Annotated in this window: 16 protein-coding genes; 13 read left to right on the top strand and 3 right to left on the bottom strand. The window is 59.8% G+C overall.

What is annotated here, in order from left to right; genetic code table 11:
* Nucleotides 1-85 precede the first annotated feature (85 nt).
* Nucleotides 86-874, bottom strand: coding sequence for an AraC family transcriptional regulator (locus ACW9I6_RS24795; RefSeq protein WP_003207977.1), 789 nt, complete (start codon nt 872-874; stop codon nt 86-88).
* A gap of 85 nt (nt 875-959) precedes the next feature.
* On the opposite strand from ACW9I6_RS24795, the gene ACW9I6_RS24790 reads away from it, so the two are divergent.
* The 8 genes from ACW9I6_RS24790 to ACW9I6_RS24755 all read left to right on the top strand — a co-directional run bounded on the left by ACW9I6_RS24790 (nt 960) and on the right by ACW9I6_RS24755 (nt 7,839).
* Entirely contained in the window at nt 960-1,958 is a 999-nt protein-coding gene (locus ACW9I6_RS24790; protein ID WP_087694198.1) for a bile acid:sodium symporter family protein, read from the top strand.
* Nucleotides 1,959-2,046: 88 nt separating this feature from the next.
* Nucleotides 2,047-3,237 (top strand): sugar transporter, encoded by a 1,191-nt coding sequence (locus ACW9I6_RS24785; RefSeq protein ID WP_008436945.1) that lies wholly within the window; start codon nt 2,047-2,049, stop codon nt 3,235-3,237.
* Nucleotides 3,238-3,249: 12 nt separating this feature from the next.
* Entirely contained in the window at nt 3,250-3,618 is a 369-nt protein-coding gene (locus ACW9I6_RS24780; RefSeq protein ID WP_102605896.1) for a lysozyme inhibitor LprI family protein, read from the top strand.
* 192 nt (nt 3,619-3,810) lie between these two features.
* A complete protein-coding gene (locus ACW9I6_RS24775; RefSeq protein ID WP_371858896.1) occupies nt 3,811-4,014 on the top strand; it encodes a toxin-antitoxin system YwqK family antitoxin in 204 nt (67 codons plus the stop codon).
* Nucleotides 4,011-4,439, top strand: a complete 429-nt coding sequence (locus tag ACW9I6_RS24770; RefSeq protein WP_087694196.1) for a hypothetical protein — start codon at nt 4,011-4,013, stop codon at nt 4,437-4,439. The genes ACW9I6_RS24775 and ACW9I6_RS24770 overlap by 4 nt, the downstream gene beginning before the upstream one ends.
* A gap of 18 nt (nt 4,440-4,457) precedes the next feature.
* Nucleotides 4,458-4,928 carry an SMI1/KNR4 family protein gene (locus ACW9I6_RS24765; RefSeq protein WP_102605894.1) on the top strand — a complete coding sequence of 157 codons (471 nt, stop codon included), beginning with the start codon at nt 4,458-4,460 and terminating at the stop codon, nt 4,926-4,928.
* A gap of 435 nt (nt 4,929-5,363) precedes the next feature.
* Nucleotides 5,364-6,917 carry a TerC family protein gene (locus ACW9I6_RS24760; protein WP_457339949.1) on the top strand — a complete coding sequence of 518 codons (1,554 nt, stop codon included), beginning with the start codon at nt 5,364-5,366 and terminating at the stop codon, nt 6,915-6,917.
* Between the two features lie 79 nt (nt 6,918-6,996).
* Nucleotides 6,997-7,839, top strand: a complete 843-nt coding sequence (locus ACW9I6_RS24755) for a PhzF family phenazine biosynthesis protein (protein ID WP_003207988.1) — start codon at nt 6,997-6,999, stop codon at nt 7,837-7,839.
* On the opposite strand, the gene ACW9I6_RS24750 is transcribed toward ACW9I6_RS24755, so the two are convergent.
* Nucleotides 7,775-8,152, bottom strand: a complete 378-nt coding sequence (locus ACW9I6_RS24750) for a thioredoxin family protein (RefSeq protein WP_457339948.1) — start codon at nt 8,150-8,152, stop codon at nt 7,775-7,777. The two genes, ACW9I6_RS24755 and ACW9I6_RS24750, sit on opposite strands and share 65 nt — an antisense overlap.
* A 148-nt stretch (nt 8,153-8,300) precedes the next feature.
* Nucleotides 8,301-8,537: a hypothetical protein gene (locus ACW9I6_RS24745; RefSeq protein ID WP_003207990.1), complete on the bottom strand. Its 237-nt coding sequence runs from the start codon at nt 8,535-8,537 to the stop codon at nt 8,301-8,303.
* Nucleotides 8,538-8,873: 336 nt separating this feature from the next.
* Between ACW9I6_RS24745 and ACW9I6_RS24740 the strand changes: the two genes are divergently transcribed.
* From ACW9I6_RS24740 to ACW9I6_RS24720, 5 genes are read left to right on the top strand one after another with little or no spacing between them, the layout of a single operon-like run.
* On the top strand, nt 8,874-9,722 hold the full coding sequence (locus ACW9I6_RS24740) for a transporter substrate-binding domain-containing protein (RefSeq protein ID WP_003207992.1): 849 nt from the start codon (nt 8,874-8,876) through the stop codon (nt 9,720-9,722).
* Between the two features lie 52 nt (nt 9,723-9,774).
* A complete protein-coding gene (locus ACW9I6_RS24735) occupies nt 9,775-10,437 on the top strand; it encodes an amino acid ABC transporter permease (protein ID WP_003207993.1) in 663 nt (220 codons plus the stop codon).
* 9 nt (nt 10,438-10,446) lie between these two features.
* Nucleotides 10,447-11,109 carry an amino acid ABC transporter permease gene (locus ACW9I6_RS24730; protein WP_003207996.1) on the top strand — a complete coding sequence of 221 codons (663 nt, stop codon included), beginning with the start codon at nt 10,447-10,449 and terminating at the stop codon, nt 11,107-11,109.
* Nucleotides 11,106-11,891: an amino acid ABC transporter ATP-binding protein gene (locus tag ACW9I6_RS24725; protein ID WP_457339947.1), complete on the top strand. Its 786-nt coding sequence runs from the start codon at nt 11,106-11,108 to the stop codon at nt 11,889-11,891. Before ACW9I6_RS24730 ends, ACW9I6_RS24725 begins: the two co-directional genes overlap by 4 nt.
* Before the next feature lie 23 nt (nt 11,892-11,914).
* A complete protein-coding gene (locus ACW9I6_RS24720; protein ID WP_003208000.1) occupies nt 11,915-12,304 on the top strand; it encodes a RidA family protein in 390 nt (129 codons plus the stop codon).
* The last annotated feature ends 76 nt before the right edge of the window (nt 12,305-12,380 follow it).

The following is a 12,380-nucleotide window of genomic DNA, read 5'->3' as shown; positions in this document are numbered from 1 at the left end:
TGTGCTGGCTGAACCACCGCATTCGCGAGCAAGCCCGCTCCCACGGGGGCCCTGTTCTCTTTTTGAGGTCTTTGTTGTCTGATGGTCAGCGGAAGAACTCACCGGGTGTGGCGTCGAACTGCTGGCGGAAGGCGTTGATGAAGGCCGAGGTGGATTCGTAGCCGCAGGCCAATGCTACGTCGGTCACGCGTTCGCCTTGTTCCAGGGCGGGCAGGGCGCTCAACAATCGCAGGCGCTGGCGCCACGCGCGGAAGGTCAGGCCGGTGTCGCTCAGGAACAGCCGGCTGAGGGTTTTCTCGCTGACCGCCAGCTTCTGGCTCCACTGCCCCAGGGTGGTTTGCTGCTCCGGGTGCAGGTTCAGGCTGCGGTAAATCTGCCGCAAGCGGCTGTCGGCGGGCAGCGGCAACATCAGGTCGACCTGGGGCGCGGCGGCCAGTTGGTCCAGCACCACTTGGGCCAGCCGTCCATCCGGGCCATCCTCGGCGTATTCCACCGGCAATTCGCTGAAGCTGCGAATCAACTCGCGCAACAGGCTGCTCACCGCCAGCACCTGGCAGCGGTCGGCCGCCCAGGCGGTGACGCTGCAATCGAGGTACAGGCTGCGCATCTCGGTATGGGGCGAACTGAACACCCGGTGTGGCATGCCGGCCGGTATCCACACGGCCCGCTGGGGTGGCGCGACGAAGCGTCCTACGCTGGTCTGGATCTCCAGCACCCCGGATATCGCGTAGGACAACTGCACCCACGGGTGACTATGGCGGCGGGTCAGCGCGCGGTTGGGCAGGGATTCGGTGCGGCCATACACCGGCCTCGGCAGGCTGGAAAGCCCGGGCACGCTGCGGCGCACAGTTTTGTCATGTCCTTTTGGCGGCATTTACTGGCTCATTGGCGTTAGTCGGTAATAAGCCGTTACGTTAGAGTCGCGACGATGCTCTTGGCAACCCCTGGAAGATTGGCCTATGACCCGCCCACGCTTTTTACCTGACAACTTCACGCTGACCCTGGTGGCCACGGTGATCCTCGCGTCCCTGCTGCCCGCCAGCGGCCAGACCGCCGTGGCCTTTGGCTGGGTGACCAACCTGGCCATCGCGCTGCTGTTTTTCCTGCACGGCGCGAAACTGTCGCGCCAGGCCATTGTTGCCGGTGCGGGTCATTGGCGCCTGCACCTGCTGGTGTTCAGCCTGACCTTCGTGCTGTTTCCGTTGCTGGGCCTGGCGCTCAAGCCGGTGTTGTCGCCGCTGATCGGTAAAGACCTGTACATGGGCATGCTCTATTTGTGTGCGTTGCCCGCCACCGTGCAGTCGGCGATTGCCTTTACCTCCCTGGCCCGGGGCAATATCCCGGCGGCGATTTGCAGCGCGGCGGCGTCGAGCCTGTTCGGGATCTTCCTGACGCCATTGCTGGTGACGTTGCTGCTGAATGTGCATGGCGATGGCGGCTCCACCGTCGATGCGATCCTGAAAATCAGTGTTCAATTGTTGCTACCGTTCATCGCCGGGCAAATCGCCCGTCGCTGGATCGGCGAGTGGGTAGGGCGTAACAAATCCTGGCTGAAGTTCGTCGACCAGGGCTCGATTTTGCTGGTGGTCTACGGCGCCTTCAGCGAAGCGGTCAACGAGGGCATCTGGCACCAGATTCCGTTGTGGGAACTGGGTGGCCTGGTGGTGGCGTGCTGTGTGTTGCTGGCGCTGGTACTGGTGGCGTCCACGGTGCTGGGCAAGGCTTTTGGCTTCAGCCAGGAAGACCGGATCACCATTCTGTTCTGCGGCTCGAAGAAAAGCCTGGCCACCGGTGTGCCGATGGCCCAGGTGTTGTTTGCCGGGGCGAGCATGGGGGTGCTGATCTTGCCGCTGATGCTGTTTCACCAGATCCAGTTGATGGTGTGCGCGGCGCTGGCCCAGCGCTATGCCAAGCGTCCTGAGTCGATTCCCGAGCTGATGGGGCAAGTCGATCCCTGAATCGTCGTGTTACTATTTTTTGCGCGCGGCTCAAGGCCCGGCATCGGGCCGGCTTGATCTGCGCGCAAACGAGTACGACGACCTGTCAATGAGCATTTCCGCCGCAACACCTCAAGCCAACTGGCAACCGGTCTTCGCTCTCGCGTTGGCCGCTTTCGTTTTCAATACCACCGAATTTGTACCGGTCGGCCTGCTGAGTGCCATCGGCGCGAGCTTCGACATGCCCATCGCCAGCGTCGGCCTGATGCTGACCATCTATGCCTGGATCGTGTCCCTGACCTCGCTGCCGGTGATGCTGCTGACCCGTAACGTCGAGCGGCGCAAGCTGCTGATCGTGCTGTTCGGCATGTTTATCGCCAGCCATATCCTGTCCAGCGTGGCCACCAGCTTTGGCATCCTGATGCTCAGCCGGGTCGGCATTGCCCTGTCCCATGCGTTGTTCTGGTCGATTACTGCCTCCCTCGCGGTGCGTTTGGCGCCGGAGGGCAAGCAGGTGCAGGCCCTTGGGTTGCTGGCTACCGGTACTTCCCTGGCGATGGTTCTGGGTATTCCACTGGGCCGCTTGCTGGGCGAAGCCATGGGCTGGCGCACCACCTTCCTGGTGATCGGCGCGTTTGCCGCCGGGCTGGTGTTCTGGCTGGCGCGCACCTTGCCGCTGCTGCCGAGCCAGAACTCCGGTTCGCTGCGCAGCTTGCCGCTGTTGTTCAAGCGCCCGGCGCTGGTGGCGTTGTATGTGCTGACGGCGATGGTGGTGACGGCGCAGTTCACTGCCTACAGTTATGTTGAGCCGTTTGTTGAAGGTGTTGCCGGTATGAGTGGCAATACGGTGACCCTGATCCTGCTGGTGTTTGGCGGCGCGGGAATTATTGGTTCGTTGTTGTTCAGCCTGGTGCATCGCTTTAGCCCCCATCGATTCCTGATCAGCGCGGTGACCATCCTGGCGCTGTGCCTGGCGTTGTTGCTGCCGTTGAGTGGCGAGGTGTCGTACCTGGTGACCCTGAGTGTGTTCTGGGGCATGGCCATCATGGGTTTTGGCCTGGCGTTGCAATCGAAGGTGCTGGTGCTGGCGCCGGATGCCACGGATGTGGCGATGGCGATGTTTTCCGGGATCTACAACATCGGTATTGGCGGTGGGGCGTTGATGGGCAGTTGGGTGGGCAGCCACTTTGGTTTTGCTTGGATCGGCGCGGCGGGCGGGTTGCTGGCAGCGGTGGCGTTGATTGGGTATTGCCTGGCGATTTATCGGTTTGGGCAGGGTGTGGCGCGTAGCCCTCTGTAGGGGGTAATTTTCATGGCAGTTCGTTTGATTAAACCGGCGGTATTCGCAGTGCTCGCCGGGTTTTCTGTGTTGTGGCTCAGCCCTGTGAGCCTGGCGGCCAGTTTTGACTGTGACCGGGCGAAGGCGCCTGACGAGAAAACCATCTGTGCCACGCGCTCCCTGAATGATCAGGACGTGACCATGGCGCTGCTCTATGACCTCAACCGGCACTTCATGGCCATGGGAGGGCGCGGTTCGTTGATGGATGATCAGGCTGTGTGGCTCAAGCAACGGCATACGTGCGGCGCCCAAGTCAGTTGCCTGAGCAAAGCCTATACGCAGCGGATTGCGATGTTGCGTAGCTTTATTGATGAGCGGGTGATGACGAAAGGGCCGTTCTGAATAACGGGCATAAAGGTACAACGCCGGCTAAAGTCAGTTTTCTCAACAGAGTCTGAAAGCACATCAACACACCGCAGCAGGTTTGCCATGGACGAAAAACCAAACGCGTTACACATAGCGGAAATTCCCTACGAGACCGGTGAGGTTCGATTCAGGTATTCGCGTTACCTGTCCGAGGACGGCACGCAATGGATTCGACATGGGCTTTTTCGCGCCTACCACCCAAACGGCAACCTGGCTTCCGAGGGGAATTACGTGGATGGCGCCGAACACGGCGACTGGCGGGACTACCACGACAATGGACAGGTCGCGGCGCAGGGCGTTTATGAGCGTGGCCAGGAAGTTGGGCTGTGGTCGTTATGGGATGCAGATGGATCTCTGGAGGAGTCCTCATGACCACTGAGCTTGCAGCGTCGCTGCACGAAGAGATCCAGTCGTTATGCAGTGCAGGTGATCAATTGGCCGATGACGGCCGTTATGAAGAGGCCATCGAGCAATACAACAAGGCCTGGATCTTGATCCCCGAGCCGAAAAATGATTGGGAAGCCTCCACCTGGGTATTGGCTGCCATCGCTGATGCATGCTTTTTATCCGGATTCAAAGGCTCAGCCCGGGATGCCTTGGACTATGCGATGACCTGTCCGGGCGGTCTCGGAAATCCGTTTTTACATCTGCGCCTGGGGCAGGTTTTGCTGGATCAGGGCCACGATGATCAGGCCGCCGATGAATTGATGCGGGCATACATGGGCGCAGGGGCCGAGATCTTTGACAACGAGGATGGGCGCTATCTGCGCTTTCTTGGCACGCGGGCAAATCTCTAGACGCGAGGGCGGGTGTTGATGTCCACGTTGGCAATGATCCGGCAGCAATGTTTGCTTTTGAATGGCGCGCGCGCCGTTGAGCCTGGGTTTCTTGATGAGGTGCAGAGCCACCTTGGCCTGGAGCTTGCGGATGATTTTCGTGAGGCTGCCGAGTTCTTCGATGGCTCTGGAATCTACGTTTTGCCCTTGCACGCAATAGGGTGGGCGCCTGCGCCGAATGTCCTGGACGAAACCAGACGTCTTCGAGAGCGTGCCGGGCTTGCGCGGCAGTTTTTGGTATTAGCCCAGCCGCCGGCCAGTTTGATCGTGATGGATTGCTCGGGCGGAGGCGGTCGGGTGATTTGGTGTGATGACGTGGATGTGTGCCGCCTGGGTAGGGAGGCCTTGTTGACTGCGCCGGATTCATGGCCGACGTATACCGCGTTTCTTGAATACCTGATCAGTGAAGAGCAGCAAGATCGTGTTGATCTGCCCGACGATAAAGCTTGATGCTACGAGCCTGGCTGAAGTCCGGCGAGAGGGTGACGCGGAGCGTCACGGTATGCATTCCCACGCAGAGCGTGGGAACGATCAAATGCTCAAAATTTGTTATGGGCTGTCCCAACCATAGTGAAAAATTGTTGGCTCACGACATTCTCCCTAATATCAGAATGCTTGATCCTACAGATCTTGTAATAATTTTAGATTGTAGGAAATTCCCGTTTCGCCTGTACGATTCAAGTCCTTTTCCCACAACAGGACCTGCATGAACACCCTCTCGGAGCCTCCCAGTCGTCTTTCCCCAAGACATTCACTGCCGCCGTTCCCGCTGATCGCCTGCCTCCAGGCCAGGCATCCCGTCTTCCGATTGCCTACCCTTACCCGGTCCCTCGACCGTGCGTTGCCGTGCCCGGCATTCTGAAAAACTTGAAGAGATACTGAAAAATGGAATGGTTAGCGGATCCAACGGCCTGGCTCGGCCTGTTGACTTTGATTGTGCTGGAGCTGGTGCTGGGCATCGACAACCTGGTGTTTATCGCGATCCTGGCGGACAAGCTGCCGCCGGAGCAGCGTGACCGTGCGCGTCTGATCGGTTTGTCCCTGGCGTTGCTGATGCGTCTGGGCCTGTTGGCAAGTATTTCCTGGTTGGTGACCCTGACCCAACCGCTGTTCGAGGTGTTCGACAAGAGTTTCTCGGGCCGTGACTTGATCATGCTGTTTGGTGGTGTGTTCCTGTTGTTCAAGGCCACCATGGAATTGCATGAGCGCCTTGAGGGGCATGTGGCTCAGCGCACTGGCAACGTGGCCTATGCGATGTTCTGGCCGATCGTTGCGCAGATTGTGGTGCTGGATGCGGTGTTCTCCCTCGATGCGGTGATTACCGCCGTGGGCATGGTGGATGAGCTGGCGGTGATGATGATCGCGGTGATCATTTCCATCGGCCTGATGATCGTTGCCAGCAAGCCGCTGACCCGTTTCGTCAACGCCCACCCGACGGTGATCATGCTGTGCCTGGGCTTCCTGATGATGATCGGTTTTGCCCTGACGGCCGAAGGCCTGGGCTTCCACATTCCCAAAGGCTATCTGTACGCGGCCATCGGCTTCTCGATCCTGATCGAGCTGTTCAACCAGATCGCCCGGTCGCGCCGCAAGAAGTCGGCCCAGGGCACGCTGCCGAGACGTGAGCGCACGGCCCATGCGGTAATGCGTTTGCTCGGCGGGCGTAATCTGGCAGTGGAGGAGATAGGTGAAGAGGTCGCCGACCTGCTGGATAACGCTGATGCCAACGGCGGGCCGCTGTTCGATCGGCGCGAGCGGGTGATGATCAGTGGCGTGCTGCAACTGGCTGAACGCCCGATCCGTACGCTGATGACGCCTCGGGCGAAGGTGGACTCTATAGATCTGTCGGACGATCCCGACACTATCCGCCTGAAACTGATGCATTCGTCTTACTCGCGCCTGCCCTTGATCCGCAACGGTAATGTCGACGAGCCATTGGGCTTTGTGCACAAGAAGGAGTTGCTCAAGGAATACCTGGTCGGTAACGAGCCGAACCTGGAGCACCTGGCGCGCCGGGCGGTCAACTTGCTGGAGAGTTTTTCGATTCTCAATGCCTTGGAGCAGATGCGTCAGGAGTCGACTCACATTGCCTTCGTGATCAACGAATTTGGCGACTTTATCGGGGTGTTGAGCATGACCGACATCCTCGAGTCCATCGCCGGTGAGTTGCCGGATGCGAGTGAGGTCGAAGGCCCGGATATCGTCGAGGAGGAGGGTGGTTTTCGCGTCAATGGCGCCTTGAACCTCAACCTGATCCGCCAGCGCACCGGCTTCAAGGCCGTGGCGACGGAGGATTACCAGACCCTGGCCGGGCTGGTGATGAGCCTGCTGGATCGACTGCCGGTGGTCGGTGACAGCCTGGAACATGAAGGCTGGCGCCTGACCGTGGCGGCGGTGGAGGAGCGGCGGGTCACGCAGGTGTTGCTGGCCCCTCTTTAACGGGTGAATTTCATTCGACGCTGGGCTGGCCTTTGGATAGCATCGCCGCTCACTGAACCGTTAAGGAAGGGTTACCCGAATGACTTTGGACGTGCTTAAGATTTCTGCATTCTGTGACGGCAACCAGGGCGGTAACCCTGCAGGTGTTTGGATCGGTGACAGCCTGCCGGAAGCTGCAGAAATGCAGCGTATCGCCCACGAAGTCGGGTTTTCGGAAACCGTATTCGCCTGCCCGCAGGATGACGGCTGGCGCGTGCGGTACTTCGCGCCGGAGTCCGAAGTCGCGTTTTGCGGGCACGCCACCATCGCCCTCGGTGCGGCCTTGAGCCTGGCGCTGGGCGATGGCGAATTCCACCTGGCGTTGAACAACGGCGATATTTCCGTCAGCGGCCGCAGCGAAGGCGACCTGATCGAGGCCGCGCTGCAATCCCCGCCAACCCGCAGCGCACCGGCCAACGATGCCCTGGTGGACGCGGGCCTGACCCTGTTCGGTTACACCCGCAATGACCTGGACCCAAGCATTCCGCCAGCGATCATCCATGCCGGCATCTCCCACCTGGTGCTGGCGCTCGACAGCCGCGCCAAACTCAGCCAGATGCACTATGAACTGGAGGCCGGTCGCCGCTACATGACCGACGCCGGGCTGGGTACCGTGGTGCTGGTGTTTGCCGAAAGCCCGACACTGTTTCACACCCGCAACCCGTTTGCGGTGGGCGGCGTGTACGAAGACCCGGCCACCGGTGCCGCGACCGCTGCCTTTGCCGGCTACCTGCGGGACCTGGGCTGGCCGCACAACGGGCGCATCGACATCATTCAAGGCGAGGACATGGGCAGCCGTTCGCGCCTGCAGGCGCAGATCACCGATGAAAAGGGTGCCTCGATTCGGGTTTCGGGTACGGCGCGGTTGATGTTGGAGGACTGATTCTGGTCCTGGCGAACGTCTCCCTCAGCGTTTTTTCGTCGAACCCCTCCAGCTTATTGATCATCTCGCCATTCTGGAAAACCAGCAGGGTAGGCGTGCCGGTAACCTCGGGATGCCTCGGGGTTCGGGCAGTGTCGAGTACCAGGCTTTTCACGGAGCTGGCGTATTTCCCGGCAATCCGTTCAAACAGTGGCCCGGCTTCCCCGCAGGCCGGGCAGTGCTGCGAAACAAACAGCATGAACACCGTTCTATGCGTCTTGAGCAACTGCTGATACTGCTCGGCATCGGCAATCACCGCCGTTGCAATTCCCATGATGATCTCCTTGAGCGAAAGGCCTGGCCCACGCTAATCCCGGCGATCAAAACCGTCTACTGTCAAAACTAACAGGTACCCACCTCCAAGTAGCCCATTGTGGCGAGGGAGCTTGCTCCCGCTGGGCTGCGCAGCAGCCCCAAAGCCTTCAGCGCTCCGCCCGCTCCCGAGCCTTCTTCGCCAACCCCACGCACTGCTTATAGTCACCCTGATCCTTGGCATCCTTGGCCCGACGATACCCATGATGATTCTGCGTGGTGTAGTTCGTACTGAACGCCGCCTTCAGCCTGACCAGCTCGGCCTTGCATTCGCGCCGGTCATCCTTGGCGAACACCTGGGTGGCAAATGCCAGCGACAACAACATAAGGACAAGACTGATCTTCATCTGAACGCGTTCCTTGGGGGGCTCGATCATCTGCCAAGACTAGCCCAGCCACGGAATTCTTCCATCCGGCCACTGCACCGCTTTCGTGCATGGTAACGACCCGCCCCCGCACCCAAATGTGGCCTGTCACCCCGGTGTGTAGCCAACGGTAGCAATCTGATTGCAGCGGCTGGCCCAGTGCCTTATCGCTGATAAAAATCTATCCATTTGATTTAAAAAGAAATTAATCCCGCAATATTTTTCTGTCACCGCGTGTGGCACACTTTCTGCTGTCTATTCCGTTGTTACATACTAAGTTCCGGTATAGCGGAATACACAATCCCTGGAGTGCTTGTCATGCATCACCGACCTTCCGTGTTCAAAGCGTGTGTTTTTCTCTTCGCCGCATCGGCTTCCCTCGCCAGCGTAGTGCAGGCGGCGGACAGCAAGCTCGATACAGTGCTCAAGCGTGGGCACCTGATCGTGGGTACAGGCAGTACCAATGCGCCGTGGCACTTCCAGGGAGCGGATGGCAAGTTGCAGGGTTTTGACATCGACATCGGCCACATCGTGGCCAAGGGTCTGTTCAATGACCCGAGCAAAGTCGAATACGTGGTGCAGTCTTCCGATGCCCGCATTCCCAACCTGTTGACCGACAAGGTCGACATGAGCTGCCAGTTCATCACCGTCACGGCAAGCCGTGCGCAGCAGGTGGCCTTCACCCTGCCGTACTACCGCGAAGGTGTGGGCCTGCTGCTGCCGGCCAACAGCAAGTACAAGGAAATCGAAGACCTGCAGGCCGCCGGCGACAGCGTCACCGTGGCCGTGCTGCAAAACGTCTACGCCGAAGAGCTGGTGCACCAGGCATTGCCCAAAGCCAAGGTCGACCAGTACGACAGCGTCGACCTGATGTACCAGGCCGTGAACTCCGGGCGTGCCGACACCGCTGCCACCGACCAGTCCTCGGTCAAGTACCTGATGGTGCAAAACCCGGGCCGCTACCGCAGCCCGAGCTACGCCTGGAGCCCGCAAACCTATGCGTGCGCGGTCAAGCGTGGCGACCAGGACTGGCTGAACTTCGTCAACACCGCCCTGCATGAAGCCATGACCGGTGTGGAATTCCCAATGTACAAGGCCTCGTTCAAGCAATGGTTCGGTGTGGACCTGCCGGAGCCTGCGATCGGTTTCCCGGTTGAGTTCAAGTAATTCGTAAACCCTGGGGCGTCGCTGACGGCGCCCCAATCAGGTACTGCCGACCATGAACTATCAGTTGAACTTTGCCGCTGTGTGGCGCGATTTCCCCAGCTTGCTGGCGGGGCTCGGCCTCGGCCTTGAACTGGCACTGCTGTCCATCGCCATCGGTTGCGTGATCGGCCTGTTGATGGCGTTTGCGATGCTGTCCAAACACCGTGCGCTGCGCATCGTGGCCTCGGTGTATGTGACGGTGATCCGCAACACCCCGATCCTGGTGCTGATCCTGTTGATCTACTTCGCCTTGCCCAGCCTGGGTATCCGGCTGGACAAGATCCCTTCGTTCATCATCACCCTGTCGTTGTACGCCGGTGCCTACCTCACCGAGGTCTTTCGCGCAGGCCTGTTGAACATTCCCAAGGGGTTGCGTGAAGCGGGCCTGGCCATTGGCCTGGGCGAGTGGCGTATCCGCGCGTACATCACCGTGCCGGTGATGCTGCGCAACGTGCTGCCGGCGCTGTCGAACAATTTCATTTCGCTGTTCAAGGACACCTCCCTGGCCGCCGCGATCGCGGTGCCGGAGCTGACCTATTACGCCCGCAAGATCAACGTCGAAAGCTACCGGGTGATTGAAACCTGGATGGTCACGACCGCGCTCTACGTGGCTGCCTGTTACCTCATTGCCATGCTGCTCCGTTACCTGGAACAGCGTTTGGCAATTCGCCGCTAAGGAGCGCCCATGTACGAATCCCCCAGCTGGCTGCATGAGTTGTGGATCGCCCGGGAAACCCTCTGGGCGGGGTTCCAGACCAGCGTCTACTGCTCGGCCCTGGCCATTATCTTCGGCACCCTGATCGGCATCGTCGCCGGCTTGGTACTGACCTACGGCAAATTCTGGATGCGCGCACCGTTTCGCCTGTACGTCGACCTGATCCGCGGTACGCCGGTGTTTGTGCTGGTATTGGCGTGCTTCTATATGTTGCCGGCGCTTGGCTGGCAGATCACTGCGTTCCAGGCCGGTGCCGTGGGCCTGACGCTGTTCTGCGGCTCTCACGTTTCGGAAATCGTGCGCGGTGCATTGCAGGCCATTCCCAAGGGGCAACTGGAAGCGGGCAAGGCCATCGGCCTGACCTTCTACCAGTCTCTTGGCTACGTGCTGTTGCCCCAGGCCCTGCGGCAGATCCTGCCGACCTGGGTCAACTCGTCCACCGAAATCGTCAAGGCTTCCACCTTGCTGTCGGTGATCGGTGTGGCCGAGCTGCTCCTCAGCACCCAACAGGTCATCGCCCGGACGTTCATGACCCTGGAGTTCTACCTGTTTGCAGGCTTTATGTTTTTTGTCATCAACTACGCCATCGAATTGTTGGGGCGTTACATTGAAAAGCGGGTGGCGTTGCCATGAACCAACTCTCAAAAGAAAGCCAGCCACTGCTGAACATTCGCGGCCTGCGTAAACAGTACGGCCCGGTGGAAGTGCTCAAGGGCGTCGACCTGAGCATGCAGCGCGGCAACGTCGTGACATTGATCGGCTCCAGCGGTTCGGGCAAGACCACGCTGCTGCGTTGCGTCAACCTGCTGGAAGAATTCCAGGGCGGCCAGATCACCCTCGACGGCGAATCCATCGGCTACAGCGAGGTCGGCGGCAAGCGCGTGCGCCACCCGGAGCGGGTGATCTCCCAGCACCGCGCAATGACCGGCATGGCCTTCCAGCAGTTCAACCTGTTCCCGCACCTGACCGCCTTGCAGAACGTCACTCTGGGCCTGCTCAAGGTCAAGAAGATGGGCAAGGACGAGGCGGTTGCACTGGCGGAAAAATGGTTGGATCGTGTCGGCCTGCTGGAGCGCCGCAATCACTTCCCGGGCCAATTGTCGGGCGGCCAGCAACAGCGCGTGGCGATTGCCCGGGCGATTGCGATGAACCCGAGCCTGATGCTGTTCGACGAAGTCACCTCGGCCCTGGACCCGGAACTGGTGGGCGAAGTGCTCAGCGTAATCAAGGGTTTGGCGGAAGAGGGCATGACCATGTTGCTGGTCACCCACGAAATGCGCTTTGCCTATGAAGTCTCGGACAAGATCGTCTTCATGAACCAGGGCCGCATTGAAGAACAAGGGCCGCCGAAAGACCTTTTCGAACGCCCGCAATCGCCGCGACTCGCGGAATTTCTCAAGAACATTCGTTTTTAAATCATCACTTCAGGAGATCCATTATGAGCATTACTCGTTACGGCACCGGCGCCACTGCAGGCGGCGGCCAGCCTCGTCCTTTCGCCCGCGCGGTGGAAGCGGATGGCTGGTTGTACGTGTCGGGCCAGGTGCCGGCGGTGGACGGTGAAATCATCACGGGCGGGATCGTCGAGCAGACCCACCAGACCATGCGCAACGTGGTGGCGATTCTCGAAGAAGCCGGCTACGCCCTTGAAGACGTGGTGCGCGTCGGTGTATGGCTGGAAGACCCGCGGGATTTCTGGAGCTTCAACAAAGTCTTCGGCGAATACTTCAACCCGGAACATGCTCCGGCGCGGGCGTGTGTGCAGGCGAACATGATGGTCGATTGCAAGGTTGAGATCGATTGCGTGGCCTACAAGAAAAAAGGCTAAATGCCCGTCTCTTGAGACCATAGGAGACCCAATGTGGGAGCGGGCTTGCTCGCGAAAGCGGTGGATCAGTTGTAGA

The sequence above is a fragment of the Pseudomonas sp. SDO5522_S412 genome (assembly GCF_054071215.1).
This window is presented reverse-complemented; position numbering and strand designations above follow the sequence as displayed.

Excerpts from the sequence above, each read along its gene's own strand:
- ACW9I6_RS24795 (WP_003207977.1), bottom strand. The coding sequence starts at position 874 with ATGCCGCCAAAAGGACATGACAAAACTGTGCGCCGCAGCGTGCCCGGG.
- ACW9I6_RS24790 (WP_087694198.1), top strand. The coding sequence starts at position 960 with ATGACCCGCCCACGCTTTTTACCTGACAACTTCACGCTGACCCTGGTG.
- ACW9I6_RS24785 (WP_008436945.1), top strand. The coding sequence starts at position 2,047 with ATGAGCATTTCCGCCGCAACACCTCAAGCCAACTGGCAACCGGTCTTC.
- ACW9I6_RS24780 (WP_102605896.1), top strand. The coding sequence starts at position 3,250 with ATGGCAGTTCGTTTGATTAAACCGGCGGTATTCGCAGTGCTCGCCGGG.
- ACW9I6_RS24770 (WP_087694196.1), top strand. The coding sequence starts at position 4,011 with ATGACCACTGAGCTTGCAGCGTCGCTGCACGAAGAGATCCAGTCGTTA.
- ACW9I6_RS24765 (WP_102605894.1), top strand. The coding sequence starts at position 4,458 with ATGTCCACGTTGGCAATGATCCGGCAGCAATGTTTGCTTTTGAATGGC.
- ACW9I6_RS24760 (WP_457339949.1), top strand. The coding sequence starts at position 5,364 with ATGGAATGGTTAGCGGATCCAACGGCCTGGCTCGGCCTGTTGACTTTG.
- ACW9I6_RS24755 (WP_003207988.1), top strand. The coding sequence starts at position 6,997 with ATGACTTTGGACGTGCTTAAGATTTCTGCATTCTGTGACGGCAACCAG.
- ACW9I6_RS24750 (WP_457339948.1), bottom strand. The coding sequence starts at position 8,152 with ATGGGAATTGCAACGGCGGTGATTGCCGATGCCGAGCAGTATCAGCAG.
- ACW9I6_RS24745 (WP_003207990.1), bottom strand. The coding sequence starts at position 8,537 with ATGAAGATCAGTCTTGTCCTTATGTTGTTGTCGCTGGCATTTGCCACC.
- ACW9I6_RS24740 (WP_003207992.1), top strand. The coding sequence starts at position 8,874 with ATGCATCACCGACCTTCCGTGTTCAAAGCGTGTGTTTTTCTCTTCGCC.
- ACW9I6_RS24735 (WP_003207993.1), top strand. The coding sequence starts at position 9,775 with ATGAACTATCAGTTGAACTTTGCCGCTGTGTGGCGCGATTTCCCCAGC.
- ACW9I6_RS24730 (WP_003207996.1), top strand. The coding sequence starts at position 10,447 with ATGTACGAATCCCCCAGCTGGCTGCATGAGTTGTGGATCGCCCGGGAA.
- ACW9I6_RS24725 (WP_457339947.1), top strand. The coding sequence starts at position 11,106 with ATGAACCAACTCTCAAAAGAAAGCCAGCCACTGCTGAACATTCGCGGC.
- ACW9I6_RS24720 (WP_003208000.1), top strand. The coding sequence starts at position 11,915 with ATGAGCATTACTCGTTACGGCACCGGCGCCACTGCAGGCGGCGGCCAG.